The sequence below is a fragment of the uncultured Rikenella sp. genome (genome assembly GCF_910579375.1).
Lineage (GTDB): Bacteria > Bacteroidota > Bacteroidia > Bacteroidales > Rikenellaceae > Rikenella.
This window is the reverse complement of the sequence record NZ_CAJTUJ010000148.1, coordinates 1-4,464: the sequence shown is the minus strand read 5'-3', so window position 1 is coordinate 4,464 and position 4,464 is coordinate 1. Positions and strand designations below refer to the sequence as shown.

6 protein-coding genes are annotated in these 4,464 nt (G+C 47.1%); all 6 read left to right on the top strand.

Features of this window, described 5'->3' with window-relative positions; all coding sequences use genetic code 11:
• Positions 1-162 precede the first annotated feature (162 nt).
• Positions 163-363 carry a bacteriocin gene (locus QZ302_RS08815; protein ID WP_294594562.1) on the top strand — a complete coding sequence of 67 codons (201 nt, stop codon included), beginning with the start codon at positions 163-165 and terminating at the stop codon, positions 361-363.
• A gap of 108 nt (positions 364-471) precedes the next feature.
• A complete protein-coding gene (locus QZ302_RS08810; protein ID WP_294594561.1) occupies positions 472-1,404 on the top strand; it encodes a GLPGLI family protein in 933 nt (310 codons plus the stop codon).
• Positions 1,405-1,657: 253 nt separating this feature from the next.
• Positions 1,658-1,873 (top strand): hypothetical protein, encoded by a 216-nt coding sequence (locus QZ302_RS08805; protein ID WP_251214560.1) that lies wholly within the window; start codon positions 1,658-1,660, stop codon positions 1,871-1,873.
• Between the two features lie 174 nt (positions 1,874-2,047).
• Positions 2,048-2,833, top strand: a complete 786-nt coding sequence (locus QZ302_RS08800; RefSeq protein ID WP_294594563.1) for a GLPGLI family protein — start codon at positions 2,048-2,050, stop codon at positions 2,831-2,833.
• Positions 2,834-3,074: 241 nt separating this feature from the next.
• Complete coding sequence (locus QZ302_RS08795; RefSeq protein ID WP_294594558.1) at positions 3,075-3,284, top strand: hypothetical protein; 210 nt, start codon at positions 3,075-3,077, stop codon at positions 3,282-3,284.
• A gap of 60 nt (positions 3,285-3,344) precedes the next feature.
• A complete protein-coding gene (locus QZ302_RS08790; RefSeq protein ID WP_294594555.1) occupies positions 3,345-4,259 on the top strand; it encodes a GLPGLI family protein in 915 nt (304 codons plus the stop codon).
• Positions 4,260-4,464: the final 205 nt, after the last annotated feature.

Below are 4,464 nucleotides of genomic sequence, written 5' to 3'. Positions count from 1 at the left end.
TGAGAACTCGCATGTCCAACCAAGTCGCAGAAAGGCATCGCAAAGGTAGCAAATCTTTTCAGAATCGCAGTCGCGATAATGAAAACGGCGGTTCCGGAGCATCCGTCGACAAGCAAAAGTCCGACCGAATTTTCAAAATTGAAAAAACTAAAAATTACAATCATGAAATCCATGAAGAATTTCGCTGCACAGCAGCTCTCGAAAAAGGAAATGAACAACGTGAAAGGCGGTGATGGCGGTTTCGATAACTGCGGTACACTTTATCACTGCACGTGGAATGGCGGTGAAAGTTACGCATGTTCGAAACAACGCCACGAACTCGAAACTTTGCGAGAAAGCGGAGCTGATTGCAGGGCTATTTAAGCATACTGGTTGCCTGCCGCCCTTTAAGGGCGGCAGGTTTATAGCAAGAGTCGAAGTTCAAATTACATGACAATGCGCCGGTTTATCTCATTTTGTTCTTACATTCTTTTGTGTTTTTTATTTCTTCCGACCGTTTCGGCACAGCCGGGTGAAAGTTTCGAAGCGATGCTTTCGCGCGGCATCGGGTTCCGGTTCGTTCCCCGGTTGGACGAGCTTTCTTGTTCGTGGTGGTCCGGTGCCGAATTGCATGCTGTCGACACGACCTGTTTAGAGGTCGTATACAATTTGAAATACCGGAAACAGCGCGGTGAGGGCAGCTACCATGAAATGCTGGTCGTGCTGCAAGTCGGAGTAACCCGGCAAAAGTATTACAGCATGATTCGGCAGTTCACCGACGACATACAGCGGGATGTCGCCGGTCAGAGCAAGGATTTGGCGGCTGCGCCAGGCGTCGGGTACCAGCATCAGTATACCGACGAAGAACTGCGCATCAAGGCGGCAGCTGGCAAGGACTGGCTCAACAGCGAAATATGGACCGACATTCCGACTCGAACGGTGACCGAAAGAACCCATGATTACAAGAAAAAGGACCTCAGTGTCGAATACGACGAAGAGTTGCCCGTATTCGAATGGAATCTCTCGGAGCAGGCCGATACGATAGGTGGTTTGGTCTGCACTCCGGCTACGACGCAGTTCCGCGGTCGGAAGTGGATGGTCTGGTTCACTCCCGAGATTCCGGTCGGGGCCGGGCCGTGGAAATTCAACGGATTGCCCGGACTGATTCTCAAAGCCCAGGACAGCGAACAGGATTTCGTGTGGGAGTGTCGGCATATCGAACAAAAGGCTGTTCCGATAGTCTATTATAAAGTCGAAAGACAGGTGCTGACCCGTCCGCGCTGGCGGCGGTATATGCGACAGATTCACGAAGCGCCGCTCACGATGCTCGGCGAAGGCGGCAATTACGGATTCGTCCATGGCGACCGGCGTATCGGAGAAGACGACAATTGGACGATTCCTTATAATCCCATTGAATTAGAATAAAATCGAATGGATACGGGTTGTCCGACTATTATTCGCTGCGGCTTTGCCGGCCGTGGCAAATAAAAAAGCCTTCCCACGAGGAAGCCGAACCGAGCCTGAGAACTCGCATGTCCAACCAAATCGCAGAAAGGCATCGCAAAAATAGTAAATCTTTTCAGAATCGCAGTGCGATAATGAAAACGGCGGTTCCGGAGCATCCGTCGACAAGCAAAAGTCCGAACAAAATTAAAAACCGAAAACAAAAATTACGACTATGAAATCGATGAAAGATTTCGCTGCCCAGCGGCTCTCGAAAAAAGAAATGAACGACGTGAAAGGCGGAGCAAAGGTCAGTTGTGATTTGATGATTGGCGAAGATATTTACAATCTCGGAGAGATTGAATCGTCTGATTATCGAGAGGTTCAACAGCGACTGCAAGAGGCCTATGGTGACATCGGCACTATTGAATGTCAACCTTGGCTATTGTAACACTCATCTGTAATTCACAACCCTGTTAAGGGTTGTGAATTATTCGAAAAGCAAAACAACCTCATGAAATTTTCGTTGCTATTTTTTAATTTCGTCCTCTGTTGCGTTGTCTGCAAAGCCCAAAAGCCGATTCCATCACGGCTCGATCCACGAAATTATCCCAACGGCGTGGCGATGATTAACGATTCGGAGCTGGTGACATTCGGCTCCGACATTTCGGCATACGACACGTTGGATACAGCTCGTTACATGGCAACATATGATTTCACCTATCCGTCCAATGTCCGTTTTTCCGATCCTCCGCTGACCGACCGCATGACACTGGAGATCGGCAATCGGAAAACAGCCTTCTACAGCTTGGACCTTTTCAAGGACGACTCATTGTACACGTACCGCTGGAGACAATCGGGGAGGGCCGGTAATTTCAACTCCAACCATGTCCGGTTTTTGGTCTACGGAGATCGGCAGTCGCAGGAATTGGAGGTACAGCAGCGTATGCCGATGCAATCGGGACGTGTGGTCACAATCCCGGGAGAGGCCATCCCGCAATGGACGATCGACACACTCGCATGCGAAATGCTGGGTTATCGATGCTTGCGGGCTACGACGTATTACGGCGGACGAGACTGGACAGTCTGGTTTACGCTGGAGATACCGTTCTCGGTCGGCCCGTGGAAATTGTGGGGGCTTCCCGGCTTGGTTCTGAGAGCCGAAGAGGTGCAGGGGATGTTCTCTTTTATCTGTACCTCCGTGATGGTTGCTGAGCGGCCGATTCGGCGCTATCGATGGCGCAGCGGCAAGCCGATCGACCACGACGCTTGGCTGAAACTTGAGGAGCGGATGCACCGTTCTCCCTACGCAATGTTCGGACAAGATACGCAGATTGTCAGCATAGGCAATTCTCCCGGATTCATGGACGAAAATTGGGAGGTCCCTTACTGCCCGCTCGAACTGGAATAATGCGTGTTGTCCCACGTTATTCGCTGCGGCTCTGCCTGCCGCAGTAAATAAAAAGCCTTCCCACGAGGAAGCAAAACCGAGCCTGAGAAACTCATAAATTCAACTAAAACGCAGAAAGGTTTTCAAAGGTAGAAAAAATTTCTCGGATTACAGATGTGTTTTGAGAAACGGCGGTCTCGGAGCATCCGTCGACAAGCAAAAGTCCGAACAAAATTAAAAACCGAAAACAAAAATTACGACTATGAAATCGATGAAAGATTTCGCTGTACAGCAGCTGACCAAAAAACAGATGAACGAAGTGAAAGGCGGACGAGTATATTGTGTTGTACACGATTCGGAAGGTCGTTTCATAATGGATGGGTATGCTCCCGAGGGAATGGATGCCAAACAAGCTGATCAAATGTTATGGGATCTTTACCGAGAAATGGATTTTTATGCTTTTTGTGCGTAAATCAGAAATCTGAGATGGAGCCTGTTTTACAGGCTCCATTAAAACTTAAAAAATATTCGAATGCGGACTATCGTTTTTTTATTGTTGCTTCATATTACTCCCGTATTTCCGCAAGGAATAGCCCGTATTCCGATTTCACATGCGGATCGCTTTGTTTACTCTCGTATTTTACCCGATTGCCGAATAATAGATACGGCCTATATAAACGTAGCTTATGAATATTTGTTCATGACAGATACGATAAAAAAACAAAGATGGCGAGATATTGTTATTTTACAGGTTGGGAGAAGTTATGCTAAATATTTTAGTGGGCGCGGATATGTTATTGATTCCTTAAATAGTACAAAAACCGTATTGCCGCATAGCAAACTGGATTTCGCACAACTTTGGTTTTCTTTTAACCATTCAAACGATGAGAGCGCATATTATACATCAAGGACAGATATTTTATGGAATGGCCAACAACATGTATTCACGGTTTGGCAACCAGAGCCTACGTCTTATCATACCGGACAAGGATATGTATATCAAGATTTGATTTCCGATTTGAAATGGGAATTATGTAATAGCGAGCATACGGAACCCATCTTAGGTTATAATTGTATCAAAGCTACGACCGTATTTCGAGGACGGACATATATTGCCTGGTTTACACCGGATATTCCAGTGCATATTGGGCCATGGAAATTCGTGGGATTGCCAGGTCTAATTCTACGGGTTGAAACTGAGGATCGTCAATTTTATTGGGGATGTCGAATGATCAGTTCCCAACCGATCCTGATCGTTGAATTTTTTTACGATTACAAAACCACGACAAGACAACAACATATGAAATTCGAGCGCCGTATTCATAAGACGCCTCAGATCCTATTTGAAATGAATGGTATGGAAGTTCGTTTATTTGATCGGCAACGACTATATTCTCCGGAAGAAATCGAGTGGACGATTCCTTATAATCCCATTGAATTAGAATAAAATCGAATGGATACGGGTTATCCGACTATTATTCGCTGCGGCTTTGCCTGCCGTGGCAAAAAAAAAGCCTTCCCACGAGGAAGCCGAACCGAGCCTGAGAACTCGCATGTCCAACCAAGTCGCAGAAAGGCATCGCAAAGGTAGCAAATCTTTTCAGAATCGCAGTCGCGATAATGAAAACGGCGGTTCCGGAGCATCCGTCGAC

Excerpts from the sequence above, each read along its gene's own strand:
- QZ302_RS08795 (WP_294594558.1), top strand. The coding sequence starts at position 3,075 with ATGAAATCGATGAAAGATTTCGCTGTACAGCAGCTGACCAAAAAACAG.
- QZ302_RS08800 (WP_294594563.1), top strand. The coding sequence starts at position 2,048 with ATGATTAACGATTCGGAGCTGGTGACATTCGGCTCCGACATTTCGGCA.
- QZ302_RS08790 (WP_294594555.1), top strand. The coding sequence starts at position 3,345 with ATGCGGACTATCGTTTTTTTATTGTTGCTTCATATTACTCCCGTATTT.
- QZ302_RS08815 (WP_294594562.1), top strand. The coding sequence starts at position 163 with ATGAAATCCATGAAGAATTTCGCTGCACAGCAGCTCTCGAAAAAGGAA.
- QZ302_RS08805 (WP_251214560.1), top strand. The coding sequence starts at position 1,658 with ATGAAATCGATGAAAGATTTCGCTGCCCAGCGGCTCTCGAAAAAAGAA.